The sequence below is a fragment of the Neisseria sp. P0001.S005 genome (assembly GCF_051963715.1).
The window spans coordinates 1-2,283 of record NZ_JBQCTZ010000336.1 but is presented as its reverse complement, the minus strand read 5'-3'; the positions used below and the strand labels follow the sequence as shown (position 1 = coordinate 2,283).

3 protein-coding genes are annotated in these 2,283 nt (G+C 40.5%); all 3 read left to right on the top strand.

Going from position 1 to position 2,283, the window contains the following annotated elements; all coding sequences use genetic code 11:
• Positions 1-204: hypothetical protein (locus ACTHSP_RS19810; RefSeq protein ID WP_440346753.1), on the top strand; the 204-nt coding region annotated here is incomplete at its 5' end.
• Positions 194-1,903 (top strand): virulence factor TspB C-terminal domain-related protein, encoded by a 1,710-nt coding sequence (locus ACTHSP_RS19805; protein ID WP_440346752.1) that lies wholly within the window; start codon positions 194-196, stop codon positions 1,901-1,903. The genes ACTHSP_RS19810 and ACTHSP_RS19805, both read left to right, overlap by 11 nt.
• Entirely contained in the window at positions 1,900-2,178 is a 279-nt protein-coding gene (locus tag ACTHSP_RS19800; protein WP_440346751.1) for a DUF2523 domain-containing protein, read from the top strand. Before ACTHSP_RS19805 ends, ACTHSP_RS19800 begins: the two co-directional genes overlap by 4 nt.
• Positions 2,179-2,283 lie beyond the last annotated feature (105 nt).

Here is a 2,283-nt window from a genome sequence, read left to right as displayed (position 1 = left end):
CATCACCCCGTTTTTAATGGCTCTACATGGCAGTATAACGAACAGCAAGTCAAACTGACCTTTCCCGATTGCGACCCGATGGAATATCAGAAGTTGGGTAAAGAGATAGGTTTGATGTGCGTTTCAATCGTCGCCACGGTATTTGTCGTTAACCTAATCTACAAATTCATACTATCCACGAGAGAAAAGAGTAATGAAGAATGATCCCCGAAGCAATGTTTATCATTGGCCTATTGCCTTATGCCTTGCTCTGTCTGCTGCTGTATTCGCTGCTCCAGTAATGGCAGATGTCGCCCTACCGCCTCCGGCACAACATCAAAACGCAGGTTTCCCATCCGATCAAGCTTTGCAACGGCGCGGATACGATCCAAAAACAGGCGTTTGGAAAGTTGATGTACAAAACAACGGCAAACCGACAGTAACTAAAGATGGCGGAAATATTAATGGTAGCCAAGGTAAAAATGTAACGGTAACAGGACGATATGGCGAAACTGGAACGATGAATACAACTGTTAATCAAAGAGTAGGTACAGGTAGGCTTCAAACTGCTGCAAATACAGTCATTGTTGCAAATGCTGTTAATAATTCTTATACAAAAAATTATGCATCAGAAGCAGCAAATGCGTTTAAGAACGGCAATTATTTAAAAGCAGCTCATAATTCAATAATGACTTTAGGAGCTACTTTAGATGGCATTTTAGGCGGAGCAATCAGAGATATAGCTACAGGCATTGGCAATGGATTGAAGGAACCTCAACAGTACGAACAATCACAACGCCAAGCAGAAGCCGAAGGTAACTATCAAAAAGCAGTAGCAAATGCAGCAGCTAAAAAAGCAGCAGAAGCAGCACAAAAAGCTAAAGCACATCAAGAAAAAAAAGAAAATTTAGAAGAACAAGAAAAATCAGGAAAAAATGTTTTACTCGTTAGGTTTCGTGAATGGGGCGGAGGGGAAGGCGAAAGTGTTGAATGGAAAAGCTATAAAACATCTAGTGGTGTTGGTAGATCTGACGTAGGAAATTTTCATTTATACGACTTCAAATCTGCTATTAATTATAAATATTCAGATGATTTGACTATTTCATATAGCCCAAAACATGCAGGTATTTATGGTCGGTTTTTAGCTATTAGTTTTTATCCCAATAGCGAATTAAATCGTCAAAATATTATAAATAATAATGATTCAGTTAATGTTAATGACTTTATTCTGACACAAAAAGAAATGTTAGACATCTTAAAACGCATGTTGGAAAACAATCAGACAAACCATGCCGAATTGATGAACCAACTGGCAAAAATGGGCGTTATGAATCAATCTGCCGAGCCAAGCACATTTAGCCCTGATACCGCACTTTCTGCACCATATACCCCTGAAGGCAGCACTACCCCACAACAAACAAGATTCAAACTGCATGAAGATGGCACTGTGGGCGTTGATTATGTACCGCGTCCAGATTTAAAGCCAAACAGTCCAGAAGCACCGAATAAGCCCGAAAAGACAACACCGAGCAGACAGGAGAGTCCGGACACGCCAAACAGTCCGAATACACCGAATCAGCCGAATAATCCGACAGGGCAGCAAAATCAAAACCAAGAGAATCAGAAACAAGATTTTTGTAAGCAGAACCCGAATACTGCGCAATGTATGCCAAGTGGTGATTTGAAATACGAAGACATAAAACTACCTGAACAGACAATAGATCTAAATTTTAGGCCTGAAAACATATTTCAGACTGACGGTGTTTGTCCGCAGCCAAAAAGCGTCGATTTAGGCGAATTTGGCCGCGTCGAATTTAGTTATCAGCCCCTTTGTGATTTTGCTGCAAAACTTCGGCCGGTGCTGATTATGATGACCATCCTTACTTGTGCGTGGTTTGTTTATGGAGCGTTGAAAGATTTATGAATTGGGCAAATTTAATAACAGCAGCTTTAATGTCTGTTGCAGGCCGTATTCTTAGCGCAATCGGTCTATCTTTTGTCACTGTAACAGGCTTTCAAAGCTTGCAGTCCTATTTTGTACAGCAGGTTCAAAACCACATAGGTGGATTTCCGCAAGACGCATTACAGATAATTTATATCCTTGGATTCGGCGTTATGCTTAACTGGATTTTCGGCGCGTTTACATTTATTGCCACAATTAAAGGCTTTAAAAAACTGTCAACCATCATTAAAAATTGAGGTATAAATAATGTTGTATCTTTATACGGGCGTTCCCGGTGCGGGAAAAACATTGTATGCGGTTTCCAACCTTGTTAAACGCAAAGACTTTAAAGACCGCCCCAT